The sequence below is a fragment of the uncultured Lacinutrix sp. genome, assembly GCF_947500325.1.
Taxonomy (GTDB): Bacteria; Bacteroidota; Bacteroidia; order Flavobacteriales; family Flavobacteriaceae; genus Lacinutrix.
This window is the reverse complement of record NZ_CANMRQ010000008.1, coordinates 114,376-139,685: the sequence shown is the minus strand read 5'-3', so window position 1 is coordinate 139,685 and position 25,310 is coordinate 114,376. Positions and strand designations below refer to the sequence as shown.

Annotated in this window: 20 protein-coding genes and 1 tRNA gene; 11 read left to right on the top strand and 10 right to left on the bottom strand. The window is 31.7% G+C overall.

Features of this window, described 5'->3' with window-relative positions; all coding sequences use genetic code 11:
* Positions 1-5: 5 nt before the first annotated feature.
* The 3 genes from Q0997_RS11750 (at position 6) to Q0997_RS11740 (ending at position 3,062) form a co-directional block, all read left to right on the top strand.
* The gene (locus Q0997_RS11750; protein ID WP_299889082.1) at positions 6-2,030 is read left to right on the top strand and encodes a T9SS type A sorting domain-containing protein; all 2,025 of its coding nucleotides are present in this window, start codon (positions 6-8) and stop codon (positions 2,028-2,030) included.
* A 162-nt stretch (positions 2,031-2,192) separates the two neighbouring features.
* The gene (locus Q0997_RS11745; protein WP_299889080.1) at positions 2,193-2,513 is read left to right on the top strand and encodes a hypothetical protein; all 321 of its coding nucleotides are present in this window, start codon (positions 2,193-2,195) and stop codon (positions 2,511-2,513) included.
* 21 nt (positions 2,514-2,534) lie between these two features.
* Complete coding sequence (locus tag Q0997_RS11740; protein WP_299889079.1) at positions 2,535-3,062, top strand: hypothetical protein; 528 nt, start codon at positions 2,535-2,537, stop codon at positions 3,060-3,062.
* Between the two features lie 71 nt (positions 3,063-3,133).
* On the opposite strand, the gene Q0997_RS11735 is transcribed toward Q0997_RS11740, so the two are convergent.
* The 4 genes from Q0997_RS11735 to gpmI are packed head-to-tail and all read right to left on the bottom strand — an operon-like array spanning position 3,134 to position 6,688.
* Positions 3,134-3,898 carry a class I SAM-dependent methyltransferase gene (locus Q0997_RS11735; protein WP_299889077.1) on the bottom strand — a complete coding sequence of 255 codons (765 nt, stop codon included), beginning with the start codon at positions 3,896-3,898 and terminating at the stop codon, positions 3,134-3,136.
* A gap of 3 nt (positions 3,899-3,901) precedes the next feature.
* Positions 3,902-4,720 (bottom strand): type I methionyl aminopeptidase, encoded by an 819-nt coding sequence (gene map, locus Q0997_RS11730; protein WP_299889075.1) that lies wholly within the window; start codon positions 4,718-4,720, stop codon positions 3,902-3,904.
* Between the two features lie 6 nt (positions 4,721-4,726).
* Complete coding sequence (locus tag Q0997_RS11725; protein WP_299889073.1) at positions 4,727-5,128, bottom strand: BT0820 family HAD-type phosphatase; 402 nt, start codon at positions 5,126-5,128, stop codon at positions 4,727-4,729.
* A gap of 39 nt (positions 5,129-5,167) precedes the next feature.
* The gene (gene gpmI / locus Q0997_RS11720; protein WP_299889071.1) at positions 5,168-6,688 is read right to left on the bottom strand and encodes a 2,3-bisphosphoglycerate-independent phosphoglycerate mutase; all 1,521 of its coding nucleotides are present in this window, start codon (positions 6,686-6,688) and stop codon (positions 5,168-5,170) included.
* Between the two features lie 347 nt (positions 6,689-7,035).
* On the opposite strand from gpmI, the gene Q0997_RS11715 reads away from it, so the two are divergent.
* Entirely contained in the window at positions 7,036-7,425 is a 390-nt protein-coding gene (locus Q0997_RS11715) for an ankyrin repeat domain-containing protein (RefSeq protein ID WP_299889069.1), read from the top strand.
* Positions 7,426-7,502: 77 nt separating this feature from the next.
* Here the strand turns inward: Q0997_RS11715 and Q0997_RS11710 are convergent, their stop codons facing one another.
* From Q0997_RS11710 to Q0997_RS11700, 3 genes are all read right to left on the bottom strand, one after another.
* The gene (locus Q0997_RS11710; RefSeq protein WP_299889066.1) at positions 7,503-8,270 is read right to left on the bottom strand and encodes a M48 family metalloprotease; all 768 of its coding nucleotides are present in this window, start codon (positions 8,268-8,270) and stop codon (positions 7,503-7,505) included.
* Positions 8,271-8,300: 30 nt separating this feature from the next.
* On the bottom strand, positions 8,301-9,029 hold the full coding sequence (locus Q0997_RS11705) for a M15 family metallopeptidase (protein ID WP_299889064.1): 729 nt from the start codon (positions 9,027-9,029) through the stop codon (positions 8,301-8,303).
* Positions 9,030-9,243: 214 nt separating this feature from the next.
* Positions 9,244-9,780 (bottom strand): GNAT family N-acetyltransferase, encoded by a 537-nt coding sequence (locus Q0997_RS11700; RefSeq protein WP_299889062.1) that lies wholly within the window; start codon positions 9,778-9,780, stop codon positions 9,244-9,246.
* Positions 9,781-9,824: 44 nt separating this feature from the next.
* Between Q0997_RS11700 and Q0997_RS11695 the strand changes: the two genes are divergently transcribed.
* Positions 9,825-10,250 (top strand): GNAT family N-acetyltransferase, encoded by a 426-nt coding sequence (locus tag Q0997_RS11695; protein WP_299889060.1) that lies wholly within the window; start codon positions 9,825-9,827, stop codon positions 10,248-10,250.
* On the opposite strand, the gene Q0997_RS11690 is transcribed toward Q0997_RS11695, so the two are convergent.
* A complete protein-coding gene (locus Q0997_RS11690) occupies positions 10,251-11,387 on the bottom strand; it encodes a gliding motility-associated C-terminal domain-containing protein (RefSeq protein ID WP_299889058.1) in 1,137 nt (378 codons plus the stop codon).
* Positions 11,388-11,396: 9 nt separating this feature from the next.
* Positions 11,397-17,000: a hypothetical protein gene (locus tag Q0997_RS11685; protein WP_299889056.1), complete on the bottom strand. Its 5,604-nt coding sequence runs from the start codon at positions 16,998-17,000 to the stop codon at positions 11,397-11,399.
* A gap of 172 nt (positions 17,001-17,172) precedes the next feature.
* On the opposite strand from Q0997_RS11685, the gene Q0997_RS11680 reads away from it, so the two are divergent.
* Positions 17,173-17,245 (top strand) — tRNA-Gly (locus Q0997_RS11680).
* A 32-nt stretch (positions 17,246-17,277) separates the two neighbouring features.
* Here the strand turns inward: Q0997_RS11680 and pepE are convergent.
* Positions 17,278-17,985, bottom strand: a complete 708-nt coding sequence (gene pepE, locus Q0997_RS11675) for a dipeptidase PepE (protein ID WP_299889054.1) — start codon at positions 17,983-17,985, stop codon at positions 17,278-17,280.
* Between the two features lie 118 nt (positions 17,986-18,103).
* On the opposite strand from pepE, the gene Q0997_RS11670 reads away from it, so the two are divergent.
* From Q0997_RS11670 to Q0997_RS11650, 5 genes are all read left to right on the top strand, one after another.
* Positions 18,104-18,931, top strand: coding sequence for a carboxypeptidase-like regulatory domain-containing protein (locus Q0997_RS11670; protein ID WP_299889052.1), 828 nt, complete (start codon positions 18,104-18,106; stop codon positions 18,929-18,931).
* Positions 18,918-19,718, top strand: a complete 801-nt coding sequence (locus tag Q0997_RS11665; RefSeq protein ID WP_299889050.1) for a hypothetical protein — start codon at positions 18,918-18,920, stop codon at positions 19,716-19,718. Before Q0997_RS11670 ends, Q0997_RS11665 begins: the two co-directional genes overlap by 14 nt.
* 62 nt (positions 19,719-19,780) lie before the next feature.
* On the top strand, positions 19,781-20,281 hold the full coding sequence (locus Q0997_RS11660; protein WP_299889048.1) for a DUF6702 family protein: 501 nt from the start codon (positions 19,781-19,783) through the stop codon (positions 20,279-20,281).
* Between the two features lie 66 nt (positions 20,282-20,347).
* The gene (locus tag Q0997_RS11655; RefSeq protein ID WP_299889046.1) at positions 20,348-22,642 is read left to right on the top strand and encodes a M1 family metallopeptidase; all 2,295 of its coding nucleotides are present in this window, start codon (positions 20,348-20,350) and stop codon (positions 22,640-22,642) included.
* A gap of 258 nt (positions 22,643-22,900) precedes the next feature.
* Positions 22,901-25,297 (top strand): sodium-translocating pyrophosphatase, encoded by a 2,397-nt coding sequence (locus Q0997_RS11650; RefSeq protein ID WP_299889044.1) that lies wholly within the window; start codon positions 22,901-22,903, stop codon positions 25,295-25,297.
* Positions 25,298-25,310 lie beyond the last annotated feature (13 nt).

Here is a 25,310-nt window from a genome sequence, read left to right as displayed (position 1 = left end):
TATAAATGAAGAAATTAATATTTATACAACTGTTTTTTATTATAACTTTTATTAGTTCAGGACAAACACCTTACGATCAAATTTTAGGATTAAACGCAGATGATAAAGACCGTGTTATAGCCATGAATGATACAGCGACTATAATGGCAATTGGGAGTCCAAATTATTCTAATAATAGAGGTAGAGTTCGTGTTTTAGAAAAGGTAAATGGTTCTTGGGTTCCAAAAGGAAGCATCCTATTAGGGTCTGGTGCAAGTGGAAATAATGCAACAATTTTTGGTTTAGCAATTGCCATTAGCAATGATGGTAATCACTTAGTGGTTGGGGCATCTGCATTTAAACAAGTGACAAGTAATAGAGGTAAACTATATATATATGAATTTGTTAATAATGATTGGGTTTTAAGATATACAGATTTAGGATCTTCAAATGGAAGATTAGGAATAAGTGTTGATATTAGTGATAATGGAGATGTAGTTATTGCTGGCGCACCTACTTCTGTTCAAGGATTAGGTCCAATTGCAAAGTTTTACACACGATCTGGAAGTACTTGGACATTAAGAGGTTTACGTAATTTAGGTAATAATACAGCTTTTGGTTATACTGTTGCTAGTAATGGAGCAGGTGATTTATTTGCTGTAGGCGCACCAAGTTATGCTTCAAATACTGGGTTAGTACGCACATTTAGTTTTAATAAGTCGACAGGAGCTTCTGCAATACTGCAAACTATTAATGGTTCTATTTCTAATGGAAGTTTTGGTCGTTCTGTAACTTTAAGTGGTGATGGTAATACTTTAGTTGTAGGAACAGAAATTGAAAGTGCTAATGGATTAAATAACTCAGGAGCAGCATATCTTTATCAAGATACAGGTACAGGTTTTACATTATTACATACTATTAAAGGAGAAAATGAAGACGATAGATTGGGGTATAATACAACAACTAATAATGATGGTACATATGTAGTAATTAGTGCTCATGGTCGAGATGTAGGATGTGGCTTAAATTATGGTAGCTTTTATAGTTTAATAAAAACACCTACGGGTTATGAGCAAGTAGGTTTACCAACTATTGGTGATTCTCCAGATAACTTATGTGGGTTAGGTATGGCGATGGATGCCTCTGGAAGTATTTTAGCTGTAAGTGAGTTTAACGACGATACTAATGGTAGTAATGCTGGTAAGGTTAAGCTTTATACATTTGTAGGTAACTCTCCAGAGATAACTTATTCTTCTCCGGCAGTGAAAAGCCAATTGTTAAGTCAGTCTTTACTTAATGTAAATGGAGATAGTATTATAGAAGAAAATGAAGCGAGTAATTATACAGGAGCATTAAATTTAAGTAATCTAGGTTTAATAGATTTAACAGACCTTAATAATTTTCCTTTAGTAACAAACTTGGAGGCTAGTAATAATAGTTTTACAAATCTTGATTTAAGTTTAAAGAACGAGTTGTCTACCGTACGTATTGAAAATACTCCTTCATTAACAAACATACAATTTTCAACGGCGTGTATTGAAAATATATATTTAAGCGGAAATAATTTTCAAAACTTAGATTTATCAAGTTATACTAATTTGGTAGATATAGATTTAAGTGATAATGATTTAACTACATTAGATTTAAGAAATGGAAATAACACTCAAATAGAAACTAGTATTTTTAACTTAACAAACAATTCAAACTTAACTTGTGTGTTTGTTGATAATGATACCTATTCTACTCAGAACTGGCTTAATAAAGACGGGCAAACTTTTTATGTTACTACTCAACAACAATGTAATACTTTGAGTACAGTAACATATAATATAGATGAGGTTAAAATATATCCAAACCCAACAACTAATAGTTTAAATATAGAAACGTCTTCAGTTTTAAAACAGATAACAATTTATTCAGTTTTAGGAACAAAAGTGTTGGAATCAACATCGAAAACTATCGATGTTTCTAATTTAAAAGAAGGTATGTATTTAATTAAAATAGAAAATGAAGTAGGAAGTATAGATACTAAACGTTTTATTAAACAGTAATCTTTATATAGTTTTAATTATTTTTTTAAACCTCGTAAGTATTATACTTACGAGGTTTTTTTGTTTTAGCAATTCGAAACAACCTTTCAGAAATTGTTCATGTTTTAAATCTTATTTTCAAAGTATTTTTAAATAAAAATAATAGTAATACAAAATTTAATTATGAAATTAACTCTAATCACTTTAAGCTTATTTAGCCTACTTTCTTTTTCTATAGTAGAGAATAATTTAGAAAAAAAACAACTCAAAACTGAAATTATAGTTGGTAGTAACTTAACATTAATAAATGATACAAAAGAAAAAATAAGTATCTATACCGGAACAGGTTTTGTGTCCTTAAATAAAGGATCAAGAACAAGTATATCTTGTAAAGTAGGTAAAGAAGTACGATGGGCAAACAAAGGAAAAAAAGGCGATGTAATTTTTAAAATAAAAAATGATATGTGTGGAAAAACCATTAAGCTATCAAAATTAATAGACTAAATAATTAATAAAATTTTAAAAATGAAAAAATTAAAAGTCTTAATATTTGTTGCATTATTATTTGTAAGCTGTAGTAACGATGATGATACAATCCAAACTCAAATCAAAAAAAATGAAGTAACAGTAGCTTTAAACCGTTTTGAAGTAGGTCAGGCTAAACTATTTAATGATGGAACTTTTAATGGAGTTACAGAATTTGAGTTTTACCTAACAGAAACTGGTCTCAACATTGATAATAATCAAAATTTTAGTGGCAATGGAAGTTTTTTATCACTTAGGTTATTCTCTGGAAATACATCTAGTTTAGAAACTGGGAATTATCTATATAATGATCAAGATTCAAATGCATTTATACTTAATCGGGGATACCATTTTCTTGAGTATAACGCATCCCTTGGCGATAATCAATCTGGAGACATAGATATAGAGTCAGGAAGTATTTCTGTAACTCTTGAAAATGAAGTATATACTATTACTATTAATTTAATAGATGAAGATGGTAATATGGTTAATGGATATTATAAAGGAGCAGTTGAAGAAATATTATAAAGCTAAATATCATTACTAATGATTAATTGGTAGTTTTTAATTAATCCCGTGAGTGTATGCTTACGGGCTTTTTATTTATAAACTACAGGAATAATTTCTCCCTTAGCTAAGCAATATTTTTCAATAAGTTCTTTAGAAAGTGTAGTAGTGTAATCTACTTCCTCTACTTTAAACCCAATAGATCTTAACTTGTCAAAATAATCTCGACCATATACACGAACATGATCGTATTGTCCAAATATTTTTGCGCGTTCTTTTTTATCAGTAATTGAATTGTCTTCAAAAGTAATTTCTCGATTTAAATCTTGAGGAATTTGTAGTATTCCAGTTCCGCCAGGTTTTAGTACGCGATATAATTCTGCCATTGCTTTTGTGTCATCTGGAATATGTTCTAAAACATGATTACATAAAATAAAATCATAGCTATTGTCTTTAAATGGAAGATTACAAATATCTGCTTTAACATCTGCCAATGGAGAAAGCAAATCTGTAGTCGTATAATCTAGATTATTTAATGTTTTAAAACGTTTGTAAAACGCCTGCTCAGGAGCAAAATGTAGCACTTTTTTTTTAGCCAAAAAGAAATCGGTTTCATTTTGTAAATAGAGCCATAGTAACCTATGGCGTTCTAAAGATAAAGTAGAAGGAGATAATACATTATTGCGTTGTGTGCCATAACCATATGGTAGAAATGTCTTAAAACTTTTACCATCTATTGGGTCTGTGAATTTTTTTCCTTTTAATAAAAAAGCTAAAAACGGACGAATAATATAGCTAAACCTTATTAATAAAGGTCTTGGAATAATATTAAGTATGAGTTTAAAGAGATGCTTCATTTTTTAAAGCACTAATGCTTTCTGTCTAAACTCATCTTCTTCTGTAGAAGTAATACCTAAAGCGTCATAAATGTAGGCAAACGTAGATAATATCTCTGGCTTGCCATCTAAGATAGCTACGTCATGTTCAAAATGAGCGCTTGGTTTACCGTCTTGAGTTGTAATGGTCCAGCCATCTCTATGTTGTTTTATACGTTGTGTTCCTAGATTTATCATAGGCTCAATAGCTACTACCATACCTTCAATAAATTTTTTACCACGACCGCGTTTTCCATAGTTTGGCATCTCTGGGTCTTCATGCATAACACGACCTAAGCCATGTCCAACTAATTCACGAACCACACCATAACCATGATCTTCACAATATTTTTGAATAGCATAACCAACATCTCCTACACGATTTCCTATTCTTAGTTCTTTAATACCTACATACAAAGACTCCTTTGTGACTTGTAATAATTTTTCTGTGTCTTTATCTATTTCTCCTACGGGAAAAGTATAAGCATGATCGCCATAAAATCCATGTTTTATAGCACCACAATCAATAGAAATAATGTCGCCTTCTACTAAAGGTGTGTTATTAGGAATACCATGAACCACTTGAGAATTTGGACTCATGCATAACGTATTAGGGAAATCATATAACCCTAAAAAACCAGGGATAGCGCCTTGATCGCGAATACATTGTTCAGCAATTTTATCTAATTCAAGTGTTGTTACTCCAGGTTTTACAGCTTTAGCAACTTCTCCCAAAGTTTTAGAAACGACCAATGCAGCTTCTCGCATTAATTCTATTTCTTCTTTTGTTTTTACTATAATCATAATGTCTTAAAATCGAAAAAATCCTTTTTTCTTCTTCTGCTTTAATTTGGGTGTTTCATTTGTAAGCATCTGATATATTTCTCCCCAACCAAGAATACCGCCAATGTTTCTATCATCTATAAATAAATCGGCATGAATTTTACGGCTTACATCTTCAATGGAATCTTCTTCAGGAAAACTTCTATTAATAGCATAAAATTCAATGCCATTAGTTTTACAAAATTGAACAGCTTCATTTAATTTTTTGCCATGACGATAAGTCCATAGTATTAAACGATGTCCATCTGCTTGAAGGCGTTTAAGGGTTTCAAAAGCAAATAATCTTTCTTCTCCTATACCTGGATATGCATCTTCCACAATGGTGCCATCGAAATCTACAGCAATAATTAAGCCTTTAGAAATATTCATTTAAATAATAATAGAGAGCAAAAATACAATAATAAAAATTTAAACTAAAGACTCTTGAGTCATCACTTCTGGTTTCTCAATTCCAATTAGGTTTAAAATAGTAGGAGCGATATCTCCTAAAACACCGTTTTTTATAGTTTGTAATTCTTTATCTATTAAAATAATAGGAACAGGATTGGTTGTGTGAGCAGTATGAGGCGAACCATCAGGATTAATCATAGTTTCACAATTACCGTGATCTGCAATTAATAGTGTGGTATAATCTTTTTCTAAAGCATTTGTAATTACTTTTTCTACACATTTATCAACAGCTTCACAGGCTTTTATTGCGGCAGACATAGAGCCAGTATGTCCAACCATATCTCCGTTAGCAAAGTTTAAGCATACAAAATCAACATCTCCTTTTTGTAGTTCGGGTAATAAGGCCTCTGTAAGTTCGTAAGCACTCATTTCTGGTTTTAAATCATAGGTTGCTACTTTAGGTGAGTTTTTTAAGATTCGAGATTCGCCTTTAAAGGGTTCTTCTCTTCCTCCTGAAAAGAAAAAAGTAACATGTGGATATTTTTCGGTTTCGGCAATTCTTATTTGTGTTTTATTATTTCTCTCTAATACTTCGCCTAAAGTTTCTGTGATATTATCTTTATTAAAAATAACATGTAGATCTTTAAAGTTTTCATCATAATTAGTCATTGTTACATAATGTACATTATCTAACTTTTTCATTTCATATTCTGGAAAATCTTGCTGAGTTAGAGCATTCGTTAATTGACGTCCGCGATCTGTTCTAAAATTAAAAAAGATAACAACATCTTCTTCTTGAATGGTTCCTATAGGGTTGTCTTTAGCATCTACTTTAATAATTGGTTTTATAAATTCATCGGTAATATTTGCATCGTAATTTTTTTGAATACTTTTAGAAAGATTATTAGATAAATCACCAGTGCCATTTACAAGAGCGTTATAAGCTAATTGGATACGTTCCCAACGATTGTCGCGGTCCATGGCATAATAACGACCAGTAATAGATGCTATTTTGGCATGCTTATCTTTAATGAAATGCTCCATATTTTCAATAAAACCTTTTCCAGAATATGGATCAACATCACGTCCGTCTGTAAATGCATGTATAAGGGTTTTTTCTAACCCATAATTTTCGGCAGCTTCAATTAGACCTTTTAAGTGGTTAATATGCGAATGCACGCCACCATCACTTAGTAATCCTAAAAAATGAACAGTTTTATTCTTCTTCTTTGCATATTGAAAAGCATTTTCTAATACGATTTCTTGAGCCAGAGATTTATTTTCTAAAGCCAGATTAATCTTAGCTAAATCTTGATATACAATACGTCCTGCTCCTAAGTTCATATGTCCAACCTCACTATTTCCCATTTGACCTTCTGGAAGACCTACATGTAAACCATCAGTTCTTAATTGAGCATGAGCATATTTTTGGTATAAACTATCAATAAAAGAAGTGTTGGCATTATCTATAGCGGAAACTTTAGGGTCTGGACTTTTTCCCCAACCATCAAGTATCATTAGAATAACTTTTTTGTTCATTGTTCTATGTTTAGTGAGCAAATATAAAAACTAAAGTTTCTAAACGATAGTATAATACCATATAAAATAACGAAATCGTTTTAGTTGTTTTATTAGTGTAAAAGGCTAAATAACAAAAAGATAAAGTAAAAATAGTAGTCTGAAAAATATAAAATATTAAACAATTGTTATCTGTTATTCGAGATGGTGTTATGAGTTTTTCTATAATTAGCAAAACGTTAACATATTTGTTTCCAAATAGTTAAAAAAATGTTATAATCTGTTTTTATGTGTAACAATTAATTAAACAAGTCGTCTCTTTATTATAATCAAAAAAACAAATCATATAATCAATTAAAACATTCATCATGAAAAAAACAATCATTATTTCAGCAATTGCATTAAGTTTCTCAGTAGCAAACGTAAATGCAGACACGAGTATTTCTGATTACAATAATTACGGAATTGAATCTGTTTATGAGGTAAATTCTTTTTGTACAGCTATAGCTAAAGGAGATATAGAAACAGTAAAAAAACTAATTAAATTAGGGGAAAATTTGGAAAGAAGATCTAAAGGGATGACTCCAATTATGTATGCAGCAAAGTATAATCGTGTAGAAATTCTAAAACTTTTAATAGATAAAGGAGCAGATATAAAAGCTAAGTCTAGTAAAGGGAAAACGGCATTGTCTTATGCAAAGGCATCTAATGCGAATGAAGCGTACAACATTATCAAAAAAAAATTGAAAAAAAAGTAAAATAGAATCTATTGATTTTAAACAAAAAAGCCTTGTTATTATAACAAGGCTTTTTTATGTTACATTTTAAAAGAGATTTATTGACGTCTGTATTTTTCTATGGCTTCTCTAATATTTTCTATTCTATTTTCTGGATCTGGATGTGAGCTTTGAAATTCAGGAACTCTATTTGGGCCAGCGGCATCTTTTAAAATCTGCATAACGCCTATCATTTCCTCAGGATCATAACCAGCACGCATCATAAATCGCACACCTAGTTCATCACTTTCTAATTCATCACCACGGCCATTTTTTAATAATGTTCCATTTCCTATTTGACTAACTAATCCACCCATATCTGCACCAACAGATCCAGCAGTACTTAAACCTTGCCACATCTTGCTATTTGCAATACGCTCAGCAGAATGCTTACCTAAAACATGACCAATTTCATGACCTAAAACTCCTGCTAATTGGTCTTCATTTTTTAATTTTGAAAATAGCGCATAAGTAATGCATATTTGTCCTCCAGGTAAAGCAAAGGCATTAATTGTTCTTTCGTCCGCTAATAGATGAAAATCATATTGATATGGAGTGTCTTTAGCAATACTATTATTTACTAATTTCATGCCTACTTGGTCTATCAAAGCTTGGTATTGTTCATTTGGATATAAACCACCATGTTGATTTGCCATTTGATTAATACTGGCTAATCCCATTTGAATTTCTTCATCTGGAGTCATAGAAATTGCTTGTACTTTACCAGTATAAGGATTTGTTTCTCTACTCATATAATGTTTAATTACAAAAAAGCCAGCAATTGCTAAACCTATTAATAATCGCCCTTTAAGTCCACCTCTTCTCATCGTTAGTTAATTTTAATTAATGTTTTAAAGTTACAAAAGTTCGGGATTAATATCTAAAATATTTTCTTTTGTATACTGATTTATAAAGTCTTCAGAGAAATTTTTACTACCTAGTAAGTTGTCTTTTTGTAGTATTTCTGAAATATTTAGTTTTTTATATGCTTTTAGGTAATCTTGAGAAAGTGGTTTGTAACTATAATGCCATGGTTCGTATTTAAATCCTTTTCTATTAGGTAAATCTGTATATACTAAATAGAAACCATAAGTATTTGCATGTGTATCCATCCATTCTTTTAGTTTGCAAAATGCACCATTATTATGAAAATTATTGGCTATCAATACTCCTCGAGGCTGTTTTACATTTGTCTGGTAGATGTCAATGTCTGTTCCCCAATGGTGTCTTGATGTTCCTGGTATAGTAGAGTATTCTATGATTTTTTTAATGTTTTCTTGAGTTGAAAGTCCGTTATTTTTATTTTTTTTGAATTTTCGCTCCCAAATACGTTTTTGATGAGCATAACTTCTATAGCTAGATACTGCCCCAATTTTGATATTGCTTTTAAAGGCTTCTGCTTGCATTTTTTTAAAAGCAATATGAGCTTCTTCTCTTAGTTTATAACCTTCTCCATAAAGTACTGGATTTCCTTTTCCTATTAATTCTTCTGAAGAAATTAAAGTGTTGGAAATAATTGTTTGAGGTAGTAAAGAGATTAGAATACCTGCTAAGCTTGATTGTTTTATAAAATGCCTTCTATTCATATTAGTTTATATATTACATAATGTGTGCCAATTTTTGAGATGCGAAAGCATCTCCATTAGTTGTAAAGTGATTACAATTGTACAAGTTTAAATCTATAATACTAACATTATGTGATTAGCATTTTATATTCTTTTCTTTTATAAGTAGAGCTCTGAAAATTAGATGATTACTTTTTAAAATGATTTTTTTTGAAACTCATATATAACATTAATTTTAGGCTATCTCTACCCTTGTTCTTATTCTTAGGTATGGGTTTTCTATTTTATATAAGTTTGCAGGCATACCGTCATAGATATTTTGGGTCACATATTGTAATTTACATTTTTCAATGACTTTAAGTGATGCCAAATTATTAATATGAGCATGAGCGTATATGGTTTTTAATTTTAAAGTTTCAAATCCATACTTTATAGATGCTTTTGTGCTTTCTGTAGCATAACCATTATTCCAGTATTTTTTATAAAAGCGATAACCAACTTCTACAATATCTTCTTTTGGATGATATTTGAGTCCGCACCACCCTAAAAAATCATTGGTTTGTTTATCACAAACTGCCCATCGTCCCATCTTATATAGTTCATATTGTTTGTATTTTGAAAGAAAATCTTTAGCTTCTACTTCAGAATTAAAAGGAACATCTCCTGTATATTTTATAACATCTTCATCTAAATTCATTTGGTAAAAATGAATCGCATCATCATTAGTGAATTCTCTTAAATATAACCTCTCAGTTTTAATTATAACTTTCATCTTTCAAACTTAATGATTTTAATTATTTTTACTAAAAATAAAAAATGCCTTTTACCTTTAAAATTATTGAGCCTTCTAATATTAATTCTATTATTCCATTAGTTCAAAAACTTAGCAATAATAAAAACTCTGATGCTGTTTTAAAAGAACGTTTTGCTGAAATGATAAAACAAAATTATGAATGCGCTGGCATTTTTGATGATGGTAAATTAATTGGTATAAGTGGTTTGTGGTTTCAAACTAGGCATTATTGTGGGATGTCTATGGAAGTCGATCATGTATATATTGAAACTGAATATCAAGGAAAAGGTCTTGGGAAACAATTTTTTAAATGGTTGTATAATTATGCTAAAGAAAAAGGTTGTACTACTTCAGAATTAAATACTTATGTTCAAAATTATCCGTCACATAAGTTTTATTATAATGAAGGCTATGAAATTTATGGCTATCATTTTTATAAAACATTATAATTAATAGTTTATATAAATCCAGCCAGAATAATTCTTATTTTCTTCTGTTAATTGTAGCACATAAAAATAGGTTCCAACTGGGAGTTTGCTTCCGGAGCTGCCAACAATTTCTTTGTTTGAGACCCCATTGAACGTGTTTTTATAATTTGTAGCATCATAAACGGTTCTTCCCCATCTATTAAATATTTTTAAAGTATTTTTAAATAATTCAACACCTTCAATTACAAAGAAATCATTTAGATCGTCACCATTAGGACTGATTCCATTATATACCACAAGGCCGTCACTTCCTATTAAGGCTCCAAATGTTATTATTTCATAATCATTTGGTGTAAATTCAAAAGAACTTATTGTGCCATTATTTAAGTCTCCAGTTATAGCTGTATTACCTAAGTCTAACCATTTGTTTTCTGCTATACTCCATCCAACAACTCTTAAGTTCATTAAATCATTAACTAAAGAAGGTATTTGACTTTCTTGATTCCAAGTTAATGTAACTAATGTTTTTTCTGTACCGTTAAAATCCCAAAACTCTTCTTTGCTAACTGCATTAATTATTGTTTCAGAAATGTTAGTGTCAAATGATTGAGAAAAAGTAGATGAGAAATTAGGGTCTTCGTTAAAATAAGCAGCTTTAAATTTAGGTCTGTTGGATTGAAATGGAGTTATTAATGGCCTTAACTTATTATCTTGTCCAATAGGGAATCTAAAAGAATCATCACCTGTATATGATGCATAACCATCAGTTAGTCTTAGATCATTTTCTAAAGCATAAATAGAATTGTTTAAATAGTCTAATGATATAATAGAATTGTTTCTTGGTGTAATAACGTCTCCTGTTATATAACTCAAAGTATTAGAAACTTCTGTATTTATATCAAGATACAAATCATTATCTACAGCAACTTCCATATCGAAGAATCGTGGTATTTGAGAACCAGAGACAGACAAAGAGTTGTCTTCATTATAAAAACCAGCTAACCCTAAATTTTCGTTAAATGTTCCATCATTAATTAAATCTATATGGAAACCCATTTCACCTTGATTGTGTATTTGTACATTTCCAAAATTATGAAACGCCTGTTGAGCAATACTTACTTGGAATAATAACAATACTATATATTTTATAACTTTCATATCGTCGATTTATTTATATGCAGTAAACATTACTAGTAAAGCTTCATTGTTAACATCCTCAGGCTGTACATCTACTAAAGCATTACCATTATTAACTGTAATCACGCCATCTGTATAATTAACATTAATAGTAAAACCATCTGCAGTAAAGCTATTAAATGCGCCTTCAATTTTACCTAAGCTACTTCCGTTTTGATCTCCATATCTTATACCAATACAGTTTGTGCTGCTTGCATATCTTGAAATATCATTAATAGAATTTCCATGACCTCCAACAAACATTGCTTGTTGAGTTAACGTACCTCCAATGTTTCTAACAAAGCCATTCATTGTTCCATATGAGTTATCTATGCCTCTATCATTATTGCCAGTACCATTATCACTATCAATATTTAGGCTTTCTACATTTGCATTTGCAGTAAATGTTACTTGAGATGGTTGAAACGGAATCCCAGTTACGGTTGTTACTCCTTCACTAGAGATAATAAAATAGCCAGTATATACTGTAGGACCTAAATATGCACCTCCGTTAGCACCAACTTCTATTTGATTGTCTGTTTCTGCTCCAATTACTTGAGCTGTAACTGGAATTCCAGCTTCATTGTTATATGTTATTTCTCCAGTTGGACTTGAGTCATTTTGAGATAACGTAGTATTACTTTCAATTATGTCTGTAGAAGTACCACTTGCACTTTCGTGGGTAGCAATAGTGTTACCAGTTGTTACAGTTTGAGTAACTTCCGAATCAATATCTGTTAGCGGTACATTTAATGTACTTCCTGCATCAGTTATAGCTAAGTTATTACCAGAAACTTCAAAAGTTGTATTGTATTCATTAGTACTATCATTATCATTATTAGTAGGAATTGTAATCGAAAGGTCATAATCATTTCCATTTGGAGTTACAGTTACAGAGCCGTCTGTAGATTCTACAGTTTGAATTTCGTTAGTCGCATCAGCATCAGCATCATTTACATTTAAGTTTAATGTTGAGCCGCTTGAAATTGTAATATTACCAGGAGAATTATTTGATGAAATATTTTGAATTTCGTTAGTAGAATCATTATCATTATTGGCAGGAATACTTACAGATAAATCATAATCGTTTCCATTTTGAGTTACAGTTACAGAACTATCAGTAGATGCTACTGTTTGAATTTCATTAGAAGCATCATTATCATTGTCTGCAACAGAAATAGTGCCTCCACCATTAGATAATGTTACATTAGTACCGGTTTGCGAAAGTGTTTGGATTTCATTAGTGCTATCATTATCGTTGTTAGCAGGGATAGTAACAGATAAATCATAATTATTTCCAGTTGGTGTTACTGTTACCGAAGCATCTGCAGATGCAATTGTTTGAATTTCATTAGTGCTATCATTATCGTTATCTGCAACTGAAAATGTTGTAGATAGATTATCTTCATTTATATAGGTAACAGTTAAGTTTCCATTATCTGTTATTGTAGTAGTCGTTTCTAAATTAGTAACATCTATAGTAACAGGTGTGCCATCATTATTATCGAAAGTGTAAGAGCCATCAGGATTAGCAGTTAAAGATGCTTTATTTACTGTGTCTACTGTTCCATCAGGTTTATTTAAGCTAAAAGTTCCATTATTGTTCTCTACTAATGACATGTTATCAACATAAGACTTTGGTGTAGCATCACTAGCACCAGTTGGAGTTCCTAAGCCAGTAACTGTATTATTACTCATGTCTAGATTTCCTACCATTGTGTCTCCAGTTACATTTACATATCTTGGATCATAAAGTGCTGCATTAAATGGATCGATTGGAATCCAAGTAGCAGTATCTCCATCATAAATGTAAGTTGCTCCTACTTGAGCAGGATCTGGAGCACTACTATTTACAACATAAATATCTCCTTCTTGCGGAGTACCTCCAACTTCAATTGGTCCAATGTCAGATGTTGATGTTGTTGGTCCAGTATAAACATTACCTATAGGAATAGTAACATTTCCACTAGGGTCTGGAGTAATATTATTAACCGTAGCGACTCTTGTTCCATAAACCCACTGAGTGCCGTTCCAATATATCTCATCATTAGTATTAGCTCCATTAGCAAACATAGGTAGTGTAATTTGTCCAGTTAAATCTACAAGGTTACCTGGAGTTGCAGGATTAGATAAGGATAACTCTGTTCCGTTTAATGAAATATCTTGTAATTCATTTGTAGCATCCGTATCTAAATCTGAAGCAATATGACTTGCAATATCTGCGGCATTAGTAGTTATGCCCGTAGCATTAGTTGCTATATCTGCTGTGTTTGTTGTAATATTTGTTGTATTAGTAGCTACAGCTGCACTTTCATCAAGCGAAGATAAATCTGTGATAATAGTACCTCCAGCATCTGTAGTTTCTAAATTAGTTCCATTTAAAATAATAGTTTCGTTAAGTTCATTACTACTATCACTATCATTGTCAGCCACAGAAATCATTCCGCCACCATTAGATAAGGTAATGTTATTACCAGTCTGCGTTAATGTTTGGATTTCGTTAGTCGCATCTGCATCTGCATCATCTACATTTAAGTTTAATGTTGAACCACTTGAAATTGTAATATTACCAGGAGAATTATTAGATGAAATGTTTTGAATTTCATTAGTTGCATCATTATCATTGTTAGTGGGAATAGTAATAGATAAATCGTAATCATTACCATTTTGAGTAACCGATACAGAGCCATCAGAAGATTCTACAGTTTGAATTTCGTTAGTTGCATCTATATCTAAATCGTTAGCAATATGATTATTTATAGCAGTTGTATTTGCAGTAATATTAGTAGTATTTGTAGAAATGTTGGTTGTATTAGTAGAGATATTAGTTGCATTAGTTGCAATGTCCGTTGTGTTAGTTGAGATACTAGTTGTATTAGCCGTAATATCAGTTGCGTTTTGAGTTATTTGCGTTTGTAAAGCAGTATCATCAAAAGGAGTGACACTTAAATCATAGTCATTTCCGTTTTGAGTTATAGTAACTGTATTGTCTGTAGATTCTACGGTTTGAATTTCGTTAGTAGCATTTGTATCTAAATCGTTAGCTATATGATTAGCAATATCTGAAGCATTTGTTGCAATGCCAGCTGCATTAGTTGCAATATTAGTAGTGTTGGTTGCTATTAAAGCTATGTTAGTTGCAACTTGAGCACTTTGATTTAATGAGGATAAATCTGTAGTAATAGTACCACCAGCATCAGTCGTTTCAAGATTGGTGCCATTAAGAATCACAGTTTGGTTAAGCTCATTAGTAGAGTCATTATCGTTATTGGCTGGAATTGTAATAGATAAATCGTAATTATCATTACCATCGTTAGTAACGTTTACCGAACCATCAGTAGATTCCACCGTTTGAATTTCGTTAGTGGCATCAATATCTAAATCTGCAGCAATATGGTCTGTAATATTAGTTGCGTTTGTTGCGATATCAGTTGTGTTTGTAGCGATATTGGTAGTATTAGTTGCAATGTTAGCCACATTTGTAGTGACTTCGGTAGATTGATCTAAAGAAGAAAGATCAGTAGTAATAGTACCACCAGCATCAGTCGTTTCAAGATTGGTGCCATTAAGAACCACAGTTTGGTTAAGCTCATTAGTAGAGTCGTTATCGTTATTAGCTGGAATGGTAATAGATAAATCGTAATTATCATTACCATCGTTAGTAACATTTACCGAACCATCAGTAGATTCTACAGTTTGAATTTCGTTAGTAGCATCAATATCTAAATCTGCAGCAATATGGTCTGCAATACTTGTAGCGTTTGTAGCAATATCAGTTGTGTTTGTTGCGATATTGGTAGTGTTAGTAGCAATGTTAGTAGTATTTGTAGTGACTTCGGTAGATTGATCTAAAGAAGAAAGATCAGTAGTAATAGTGCCACCAGCATCAGTTGTTTCAAGATTGGTACCATTAAGAACAACAGTTTGGTTAAGCTCATTAGTAGAGTCGTTATCATTGTTAGCTGGAATAGTTATAGATAAATCATAATTATCATTACCATCGTTAGTAACGTTTACCGAACCATCAGAAGATTCAACAGTTTGAATTTCGTTAGTAGCATCAATATCTAAATCTGCAGCAATATGGTCTGCAATACTTGTAGCGTTTGTAGCAATATTGGTAGTATTTGTAGCAATGTTAGTAGCATTTGTAGTGACTTCAGTAGATTGATCTAAAGAAGAAAGATCAGTAGTAATAGTACCACCAGCATCAGTCGTTTCAAGATTGGTACCATTAAGAACAACAGTTTGGTTAAGCTCATTAGTAGAATCGTTATCGTTATTAGCTGGAATGGTTATAGATAAATCATAATTATCATTACCATCGTTAGTAACGCTTACCGAACCATCAGAAGATTCAACAGTTTGAATTTCGTTAGTAGCATCAATATCTAAATCTGCAGCAATATGGTCTGCAATATTAGTTGTGTTTGTTGCGATATTAGTAGCATTTGTAGTGACTTCATTAGACTGATCTAAAGAAGAAAGATCTGTAGTAATAGTACCACCAGCATCAGTTGTTTCAAGATTGGTACCATTAAGAACAACAGTTTGGTTAAGCTCATTAGTAGGATCGTTATCGTTATTAGCAGGAATAGTAATAGATAAATCATAATTATCATTGCCATCGTTAGTAACGTTTACTGAACCATCAGAAGATTCAACAGTTTGAATTTCGTTAGTAGCATCAATATCTAAATCTGCAGCAATATGGTCTGCAATACTTGTAGCGTTTGTAGCAATATTAGTTGTGTTAGATGCAATGTTAGTCGCATTTGTAGTGACTTCAGTAGATTGATCTAAAGAAGAAAGATCTGTAGTAATAGTACCACCAGCATCAGTTGTTTCAAGATTGGTACCATTAAGAACAACAGTTTGGTTAAGCTCATTAGTAGAATCGTTATCGTTATTAGCTGGAATGGTAATAGATAAATCGTAATTATCACTACCATCGTTAGTAACGTTTACCGAACCATCAGAAGATTCAACAGTTTGAATTTCGTTAGTAGCATCTATATCTAAATCTGCAGCAATATGGTCTGCAATACTTGTAGCGTTTGTAGCAATATTAGTTGTGTTAGTTGCAATGTTAGTCGCATTTGTAGTGACTTCAGTAGATTGGTCTAAAGAAGAAAGGTCAGTAGTAATAGTACCACCAGCATCAGTTGTTTCAAGATTGGTACCATTAAGAACAACAGTTTGGTTAAGCTCATTAGTAGGATTACTATCTTGATCATTTATGGAAATAATAGTATCATTTCCATTTTCATCAGTATAAGTAAAAGTACCATCAGTATTTTGAGTTATTGATGTGACAGTTTCATTAGACATAACGTCAACACATAAGCTATTCCATGTGTTATTATTATATTGAAATAAACATTCTTCATCGGTATTGTATATTATTGCTCCATTTAGTGGAGTTATAGCATTCATTTCAATATTAGAAACTCTAGTAACAACTAATACTTTTTCCGTACTTTCTAGTTCAAGTATTGAAGTAGTATTTATGGTATTTGGGTTGTCTCCTATTTTTACTTGTGCAAATAGGTTGGCCGAAAATGCTAATGCTATTATTAATACTAATTTTTTCATTATAATGAGGCTTTTTTATTAAAATTATAATGTTACGTAGTATTAAGGGCATATAGCTCGATGCATAAAACATGTTATCGATAAAAGGTTGAAATAGTCGATGAAATGCAATAAAAATAAATGTGATAATAGTTGGTATTTAAGTTTTATTGTTAAATTTGCATCCGGAAATGCGAGAGTAGCTCAGTTGGTAGAGCGTCAGCCTTCCAAGCTGAATGTCGCCAGTTCGAACCTGGTCTCTCGCTCTTTAAAGCTTCATCATATAGATGAAGCTTTTTTATTTTAAATCATTAAGAGACGTGTTTGTTTCTATTTCATAGGGTTGCGTTTTATATTCAAAAATTCTAGCTTGTAGTTGCCCTTTTAATTGAATATCAGTCCCTTTAACTCTAAGCCAACTACCTTCACGTAAACCAATCACTGGTTGTGTATTGTATTGATGAAATTCTTTTATACGAGTTTCTCTTGTTTCTCCCATGTGTTTATTTCCAGGAATCGGGTCTAAGTAATGAGGATTAATATTAAATGGAACAAACCCTAATGTTTTAAAACTTGGAGGATAGACTACAGGCATATCGTTGGTTGTACTCATAGTTAAGCCACAGATATTACTCCCAGCGCTTGTTCCTAAATATGGAATTCCTTTATTTATTGAATCTTTAAGGCTATTTAAGCAATCGTTTTTATATAATTGACTAACTAATACAAAAGTATTGCCTCCTCCAACATAAATACCTTTAGCTTGTTTGATAGCTTCAGATGCTGTATCAAACTTATGTATACCAACAACTGTTTTATTTATAGCACTAAAAACATTAGCTATTTTGTTAGTGTACTCATCATGAGAAATACCACTAGGTCTTGCATATGGGATAAAAAGAATTTCTGAAGTATCCTTAAATAACTCTTCAAGCTCAGTTAACAAATAGTCTAATGGTTTACCTCCAAAAACGGTTGAAGTACTTGCTATAATAATGTTTTTCATTCTCTAAATTATTTGTTGTAAATTTATATAAACTATGTTTTTAACAAAAGTTTAAAGGAGTTTTTAATTTTCCTTAAGAATTGAAAGCCGTTCTTTACTATACTAAAAACGAACCAAAATGAAACAGCTCTTATTTTTCACAATGCTTTTTGTATCAGTGTTTTGTGTTAATTCTCAAAATGTTGAAAGTATTGAAGTCTCTGGAGAAATTATTGTTAGTGCTGATGATTTAGATAATGTTACAATTTATAATGAGTCGTCTAATAAAGGAGCAGTTACAGATTCTATTGGAAGATTTAAAATAAAAGTAGCGCTTAATGATGAATTACAAATATCTGCAATTCAATTTAAATCTTTTAAGACAAAAGTTACGCAAAATGTAATAGACTCTAAATTTTTAAGAATATACTTGAAGGAGCAAGTTAATACTCTAGATGAGGTTGTTTTATTGCAATATGATTTAACAGGAAATCTCGAAGTAGATGTCGCTAATGCAAAGGTTAATAAACCAGTATTAATGCCGAATCTAGGCGATGTTAGTGCAATAGAATTACCAGATGATCATCATTCAGGAGTAGATAATATTGCAATAGGCTCTCAAAATGATAGAATAAGATATCAAGCAAATGGAATGGCTATTATAGGATTATTGGTTGATGCTATTTTTAAAACAAAAAATAAAAAGAATAAGAAAAGACAAAATAAAAAAAATAAAATAGGGGTTAAATTTGAAGTGCCAATTTCTAGACTTGCAACTGTTTTTAAAAACGAATATTATATAGAGAATTATAATATTCCAGAACAAAAAGTTAACGAGTTTATTGTTTATTTAGAAGAGTCTAATTTTGATTATGCACTTTTAGAACCAAGTAAAGAAATTGAGTTAATAGAATATCTACACAATAAAAGTCAGGTTTTTTTAAATGAAAAAAGTGAGAAGAATTAAAGAGTATTACGTTTTAATCTTTTTCTTTTTTTGTACTGTTTTAAGTGCTCAAAATACAAAGCTCTTAGGAAGAGTAGAGGCAGAAGATAATCTAGAAAGTATCCATGTTATAAATAAAAGTAAAAACCTTTTTGCAACTTCAAATAAACTAGGTGTTTTTAAAATTGAAGCAGAAAAAAATGACACTTTAGTTTTTTCATCTATTCAATACAGACCTAAAACAATTATAATTACTCAAAAACATATAACTACAAAAACGGTAAAAGTAAAATTAGAACAATATGTCAATGAGTTGCAAGAGGTAATAGTTGGAAATACTTTAACTGGCGATTTGACAAAAGATATTGCTAATGCTGGAACAAAACGAGATATTAATTTTTATGATTTAGGTATTCCTGGGTATACAGGAAAACCAAAAACCCAAAGTGAAAGACGTTTACAAGAAGCTTCAGATCTTACGCCAAAAGCTGGTGGGTCACTTGGTGGGTTTGGGGGTTCTGTATCTTTGATAGCAGTTATCAATGCGATTTCAGGTCGAACTAAAATGCTTAAAAAACGAGTAGCCCTAGAAGCTAATACGGCTTTAATGTATAAGGTAAAATCAAGACTTTCTGAATCTTTTTTTAATGATAATCCTTTAGATGAAGACAAAAGAATGGATTTTTTCTATTTCTGTGCAGAAGATAAAGATTTTACAAAAAAATGCTCGGGTAGCGATTTGATTACTTTAGAGTTTATGAAAGAAAAATATATTAAGTATAAAGAAAATTTAAATTCTAAAGAATAAATATTAGTATTGGAATACTTTTTGACTCATTTAAGTAATTTTGTAATTGAAATTTTAATTCTATGAAATATATTAAAAGGTTGATTCTTTTATTGGCATTGTCATTTATAGCATATACTAGTATACATAAATATTATGTTAGCATTACCAAAATTGAGTATGTTAAAGAGAAGCAATCTGTTCAAATAATTACTCGCATTTTTATAGATGACCTTGAAAGGCTTTTAAAAGAACGTTATGATGAAAAAATCACTTTAGCTTCTAATGGAGATGAAAAAGAGATAGATAATTATATTAAAAAATATTTACTTTCAAAACTAAAAATCACTATAGACGAAAAAGAAACAGAGGTTGTTTTTATAGGCAAAGAATACGATGAAGATGTGGTGCAATGTTATTTAGAAATTGAAAATGTAGAGCGTATAAATTCATTTAGTATAACAAATAAGATACTATTCGATATATTTAACGATCAAAAGAATATTGTAAGAACGTCTATTAATAAAAGAAATAAATCTTTTATTCTAATTCCCGAAAACGATAAAGGAATGTTAAACTTCTAATAAAAGGATTTGAGAGACGTTAAAATTTGTTAATTTCAGCCCTTATTCTGAAAATATCAAATTAAAATGAACAAATTAAAGTACTATTTTCTTTCTTTTTTATTCGTTACTGTTGGTGTATTTGCGCAACAAGAAAAAAAAGAAAGACAGCAAGGTCACCAAAATAACAACAAATTCAAGCAGCTATACGACGAGTTCTCAAGTCCTAACATGTATCGTGCTGCATCTGGTGCTCCTGGATCTGCATATTACCAGCAGCAAGCTGATTATAAAATGGATTTAGAATTAGATGATGTTAACGCTAAATTATCTGGCTTTGAAACTATTACTTACACAAATAACTCTCCAGACGTTTTAAAGTATTTATGGGTTCAATTAGATCAAAATGTACGTGCTAGAGATTCAAAATCCCCTTTAATTAGAGGTAGTGGTATTTCACCAGCACAATCACCTTCAAGTTTTACAAGTGCCTATATGGCAGAACGTTTTGATGGCGGTTTTAATATTGAGGCAGTTAAAGATGAAAACGGTAAAGCATTATCTCACATGATAAATCGTACTATGATGCGAATAGATATGCCTCAAGCTTTAAACCCTGGTGGTAAATTTACGTTCTCAATTAAATGGTGGTATAATATTAACGATCATACAAAACAAGGAGGACGTTCAGGCTATGAGTATTTTAAAGAAGACGATAATAGAGCTTATGTTATAGCGCAGTTTTATCCAAGAATGGCTGTATATAGTGATGTAGAAGGATGGCAAAACTCTCAATTCTGGGGACGTGATGAATTTGCATTGCCGTTTGGAAACTTTGAAGTAAATATTACTGTCCCTGCAGATCATATTCTGGATGGTACAGGTGTATTAACGAATAGAAAAGAGGTATATACAAAGGAGATGATGAAGCGTTACAATAAAGCTAAAAAATCTTACGATGAGCCAGTTGTAATTGTTACTCAAGCCGAAGCTGAAGCAGCAGAAAAAAAGAAGTCTACTAAAAAGAAAACTTGGAAATTATATGCAGAAAATGTACGTGATTTTGGTTTTGCAACATCAAGACGTTTCATTTGGGATATGATGGCTGTTAAAATTGGGAATAGAGATGTAATGGCTGTATCAATGTATCCTAAAGAAGGAAATCCATTATGGGAAGATTGGTCTACAAAAGCCGTAGCAAGTACTTTAAAATCATACTCTCGTATGACGTTCGATTATCCATATCATAAAGCAATTTCTGTACATGCAAAGCAACAAGGTATGGAGTATCCTATGATTTGTTGGAATTATGGTCGTCCAGATAAAAATGGAAAATTTGGAGACAGAACTAAATTTGGGATGATGTCTGTAATTATACATGAAGTTGGACATAATTTCTTCCCAATGATTGTAAATAGTGACGAGCGTCAATGGACATGGATGGATGAAGGATTAAACACTTTTATGCAATATGTAGCTGAACAAGATTTTGCTAAATGGTATCCTGCAGCGTTATCACCTGGACAAACAGCATATCCATCACGTCGTGGACCTGCAAAAAATATTACGTATTACATGGGTGGAGATCAAAATTATATAGCTCCAATTATGACTAAAGGTTTAAATACATACCAATTTGGAAATAATGCCTATGGGAAACCTGCAACAGCATTAAATATTCTGCGTGAAACTGTTATGGGGCCAGAATTATTCGATTATGCATTTAAAGAATATGCTCAGCGTTGGATGTTTAAACACCCTACTCCAGAAGATTTTTTCCGTACAATGGAAGATGCTTCTGCATTCGATTTAGATTGGTTTTGGAGAGGTTGGTTTTATACTACTGATTATGTAGATATTGGAATTAGTGAGGTGAAAAAATACTATATCACAGCTAAGCCAAATCAAAAAGGATTAGACATGGCAAAAAGATCACGTCGTTTAGATGAAAATAACCTAGTATTCTTTGTTGAAGAAGGCAGTCCAGATTTTCAGGAATCTATGAAGAGTGAGTCAGCAGAAAGTATTACTCCACTTAAAACATATTTGATGGATAACTTTACGCCACAAGAAAGAGCAAATATGAAGCAACCTAAATTCTTTTATAGTGTGAAATTTGAAAAACCAGGAGGTTTAGTTATGCCAATTATTGTTGAGTATAAATATGCAGATGGAACTTCTAAAAGAGAAACATATCCTGCTCAAATATGGAGATTGAATGAAAATACAGCTAGAAAAGCTGTAGCATCAGATAAGGAAATTGTTAGCATTACTGTTGATCCAGATTTAGAAACGGCAGATGTAGACACATCTAATAATTCTTGGCCAAAAGAAGTTAAGCAAGGTGAGTTTGATAAATTTAAGAATAAAGTAAAAAACTAATATTTTAAATATTATAAAGTAAAGCCTACTCTATAGAGTAGGCTTTTTTTATGCTCTAATAATTGTTAATCAGTCGTTTATATCCTTGGGTTCGAATCTTTGCTAGCTATTGTGTTCATTATCAGTTGTAAGTTAAATTAGTGTTATTAAATTGATAAAAAAATTATTAAAAAAATGTCAGTTTCAAAATATTTTTTACTTCACACTGATTTTATTACATTAGCGTTCATTAAAAACTAATCAAACTAAAAATTTAATATGGAAGCAATGATGATTTATGTGCCAATTGCATTGGCGATATTAGGCTTAATTTACATGTTTATTAAGCAAAAATGGGTGATGAAACAAGATGCGGGAGATGGTAAAATGAAAGAGATTTCAGATCATATATATGAAGGCGCATTAGCTTTTCTAAGTGCAGAGTATAAATTATTAACCATTTTTGTAGTTGTAGTAAGTATACTTTTAGCTATTGTTTCATTTGTAGTGCCAACAACACATTGGCTTATTGTAATAGCTTTTATTTTTGGAGCAGTATTTTCGGCTTTTGCAGGTAATATAGGCATGAAAATAGCAACAAAAACTAATGTTAGAACTACTCAAGCAGCACGTACTAGTTTGCCAAAAGCATTAAATATTTCTTTTGGAGGAGGAACGGTAATGGGATTAGGAGTTGCCGGTTTAGCCGTTTTAGGATTAACAGCATTCTTTATATTTTTCTTTCACTTTTTTATGGATGGAGCTTGGACAAATACTGATGATATGACTATCGTTCTTGAAACATTAGCTGGTTTTTCATTAGGGGCAGAATCTATTGCGTTATTTGCACGTGTTGGTGGAGGAATCTACACGAAGGCTGCAGATGTTGGAGCAGATTTAGTAGGTAAGGTAGAAGCTGGTATTCCAGAAGATGATCCTCGTAACCCTGCAACTATCGCAGATAATGTTGGTGATAATGTAGGAGATGTAGCTGGTATGGGAGCCGATTTATTTGGGTCTTATGTAGCTACGGTATTAGCAGCAATGGTATTAGGAAACTATGTTATTAAAGACATGGGTGGAAATATTGGTGATGCTTTTAGTGGTATTGGTCCAATTTTATTGCCAATGGCAATTGCAGGAGTAGGAATAATTATTTCTATCATTGGAACAATGCTAGTAAAAATTAAAAATAACGAAGCAAAAGAATCTCAAGTAATGGGCGCTTTAAATGTAGGTAATTGGACATCAATTGTATTAGTGGCTGTTGCGTGTTTTGGTTTATGTTATTGGATGTTACCAGAAACAATGCAAATGAATTTCTTTGGTGAAGGTTTACAAGAGATTTCTTCAATGCGTGTGTTCTATGCAACATTAGTAGGTTTATTTGTAGGCGCCGTGATTTCTTCAGTTACTGAATATTACACAGGATTAGGTAAAAAACCAATTTTAAATATAGTACAACAATCATCTACTGGAGCAGGAACAAACATTATTGCTGGTTTAGCAACCGGTATGATCTCTACATTCCCTTCTGTATTATTATTTGCTGGAGCTATTTGGGCATCATATGCATTTGCTGGGTTCTATGGTGTAGCATTAGCGGCTTCAGCAATGATGGCTACAACAGCTATGCAATTAGCAATTGATGCTTTTGGACCAATATCTGATAATGCAGGTGGTATTGCTGAAATGAGTGAACAAGAGCCTATAGTAAGAGAACGTACAGATATTTTAGATTCAGTAGGAAATACAACTGCTGCAACAGGTAAAGGATTTGCTATTGCTTCTGCAGCATTAACGTCTTTAGCATTATTTGCTGCTTATGTAACGTTCACAGGAATTGACGGAATTAACATCTTTAAAGCTCCAGTATTAGCCATGTTATTTGTTGGAGGAATGGTACCAGTAGTATTTTCTGCGTTAGCAATGAATGCTGTAGGTAAGGCCGCTATGGAAATGGTAGAAGAAGTACGTCGTCAGTTTAGAGATATTCCAGGAATTATGGAAGGTACTGGGAAGCCAGAATATGATAAATGTGTAGCTATTTCTACTAAAGCCTCTTTAAAAGAAATGATGTTACCAGGTTTATTAACTATTGGATTCCCTTTAGTAATTGCTTTTGTTCCTATGATTTTTGGGATGGATAATTTAGCGATTGCTGAAATGTTAGGTGGTTATATGGCTGGAGTTACAGTTTCTGGTGTACTTTGGGCAATCTTCCAAAACAATGCTGGTGGAGCTTGGGATAATGCTAAAAAATCTTTCGAAGCTGGTGTAGAGATTAATGGAGAGATGACTTATAAAGGTAGTGACGCTCATAAAGCAGCTGTTACAGGAGATACTGTTGGAGATCCATTTAAAGATACATCTGGGCCATCTATGAATATTTTAATTAAGTTAACATGTTTAATAGGTTTAGTTGTGGCTCCTATTTTAGGAGGTCATACTGAGGAAGGAATGGCTATGGTTCAGGATAAGACAGAGGTTAGGCAAGAAATTAAAGTTGAAGTTAATGCTACAGACGATAAAAATGCAAAAGGTGTAGTAACTTATGCTGTAACTAAAGATGGAAAAACTGAAACGACTGAAGAAGTAGTAGAAGGAACTCTTCAAGAAGTAGAGTCTAAAGTAGAAGCATTAAAGGAAGATATAGAGGTTGAGGTAAAAAACTAATCTATCTATTTTT

What these genes read in the sequence shown, in the direction of transcription:
- Q0997_RS11750 (WP_299889082.1), top strand. Translation starts at nt 6, where the DNA reads ATGAAGAAATTAATATTTATACAACTGTTTTTTATTATAACTTTTATT.
- Q0997_RS11745 (WP_299889080.1), top strand. Translation starts at nt 2,193, where the DNA reads ATGAAATTAACTCTAATCACTTTAAGCTTATTTAGCCTACTTTCTTTT.
- Q0997_RS11740 (WP_299889079.1), top strand. Translation starts at nt 2,535, where the DNA reads ATGAAAAAATTAAAAGTCTTAATATTTGTTGCATTATTATTTGTAAGC.
- Q0997_RS11735 (WP_299889077.1), bottom strand. Translation starts at nt 3,898, where the DNA reads ATGAAGCATCTCTTTAAACTCATACTTAATATTATTCCAAGACCTTTA.
- map (WP_299889075.1), bottom strand. Translation starts at nt 4,720, where the DNA reads ATGATTATAGTAAAAACAAAAGAAGAAATAGAATTAATGCGAGAAGCT.
- Q0997_RS11725 (WP_299889073.1), bottom strand. Translation starts at nt 5,128, where the DNA reads ATGAATATTTCTAAAGGCTTAATTATTGCTGTAGATTTCGATGGCACC.
- gpmI (WP_299889071.1), bottom strand. Translation starts at nt 6,688, where the DNA reads ATGAACAAAAAAGTTATTCTAATGATACTTGATGGTTGGGGAAAAAGT.
- Q0997_RS11715 (WP_299889069.1), top strand. Translation starts at nt 7,036, where the DNA reads ATGAAAAAAACAATCATTATTTCAGCAATTGCATTAAGTTTCTCAGTA.
- Q0997_RS11710 (WP_299889066.1), bottom strand. Translation starts at nt 8,270, where the DNA reads ATGAGAAGAGGTGGACTTAAAGGGCGATTATTAATAGGTTTAGCAATT.
- Q0997_RS11705 (WP_299889064.1), bottom strand. Translation starts at nt 9,029, where the DNA reads ATGAATAGAAGGCATTTTATAAAACAATCAAGCTTAGCAGGTATTCTA.
- Q0997_RS11700 (WP_299889062.1), bottom strand. Translation starts at nt 9,780, where the DNA reads ATGAAAGTTATAATTAAAACTGAGAGGTTATATTTAAGAGAATTCACT.
- Q0997_RS11695 (WP_299889060.1), top strand. Translation starts at nt 9,825, where the DNA reads ATGCCTTTTACCTTTAAAATTATTGAGCCTTCTAATATTAATTCTATT.
- Q0997_RS11690 (WP_299889058.1), bottom strand. Translation starts at nt 11,387, where the DNA reads ATGAAAGTTATAAAATATATAGTATTGTTATTATTCCAAGTAAGTATT.
- Q0997_RS11685 (WP_299889056.1), bottom strand. Translation starts at nt 17,000, where the DNA reads ATGAAAAAATTAGTATTAATAATAGCATTAGCATTTTCGGCCAACCTA.
- pepE (WP_299889054.1), bottom strand. Translation starts at nt 17,985, where the DNA reads ATGAAAAACATTATTATAGCAAGTACTTCAACCGTTTTTGGAGGTAAA.
- Q0997_RS11670 (WP_299889052.1), top strand. Translation starts at nt 18,104, where the DNA reads ATGAAACAGCTCTTATTTTTCACAATGCTTTTTGTATCAGTGTTTTGT.
- Q0997_RS11660 (WP_299889048.1), top strand. Translation starts at nt 19,781, where the DNA reads ATGAAATATATTAAAAGGTTGATTCTTTTATTGGCATTGTCATTTATA.
- Q0997_RS11655 (WP_299889046.1), top strand. Translation starts at nt 20,348, where the DNA reads ATGAACAAATTAAAGTACTATTTTCTTTCTTTTTTATTCGTTACTGTT.
- Q0997_RS11650 (WP_299889044.1), top strand. Translation starts at nt 22,901, where the DNA reads ATGGAAGCAATGATGATTTATGTGCCAATTGCATTGGCGATATTAGGC.